Origin of the sequence: Bacteroides sp. An269, assembly GCF_002159755.1 — a bacterium.
Lineage (GTDB): Bacteria > Bacteroidota > Bacteroidia > Bacteroidales > Bacteroidaceae > Phocaeicola > Phocaeicola intestinalis.
In genome coordinates, this window is the sequence record NZ_NFJG01000262.1 from 1 (window position 1) to 579 (window position 579).

1 protein-coding gene is annotated in these 579 nt (G+C 51.1%); it reads left to right on the top strand.

Features of this window, described 5'->3' with window-relative positions; all coding sequences use genetic code 11:
- Positions 1–579 (top strand): transposase family protein (locus B5F71_RS19650; RefSeq protein ID WP_143269965.1); only part of this gene is annotated, 579 nt, incomplete at both ends.

Consider the following 579-nt stretch of genomic DNA (forward strand, 5'->3'; position numbering starts at 1 on the left):
ATTTCGAGGCTGCGCATGAGGACTATTTGTCCGAGTATGAAATGACCGGGGAACGCCGTAGCGGAAAACGCCGCAGTCCTTCCATCTACAAGAACAGCCCCCTTCCCAGTATCCCCGACCGCCTGTTCTTCATTTTGGTTTATTTGAAAAACAACCCGTTGCAGGAATATCATGCGGCCTGTTTCGGTATGAACCAGAAGCACTGTAACATATTCATTCATTGCCTGACTAAAATCCTTCGTCTGTCCCTTAAAGCGAAAGGTCTTGTTCCCGCAGAAACCGACAAGGAGCTTGCCGAACGGCTGGCGGAACTTTCCAAGGAGGGGGACAAGCCGGTGCTTCTTCATGACGGGACGGAACGGGAGATTCCCCGTCCGGCAGACCGGGACATGCAAAAGGAGCGTTACAGCGGCAAGAAAAAACGGCACACGGTCAAGAACGCCGTCATTGTAACGATGGCTTGTCTGGTGATATTTGTCAGTCAGACCGTTTCGGGCAAGACCCACGACAAGAAGATGGCTGACACAATGTATTCTTTTCCTGTGCCTTGCACCTTGTATCAAGATACGGGATACCAAG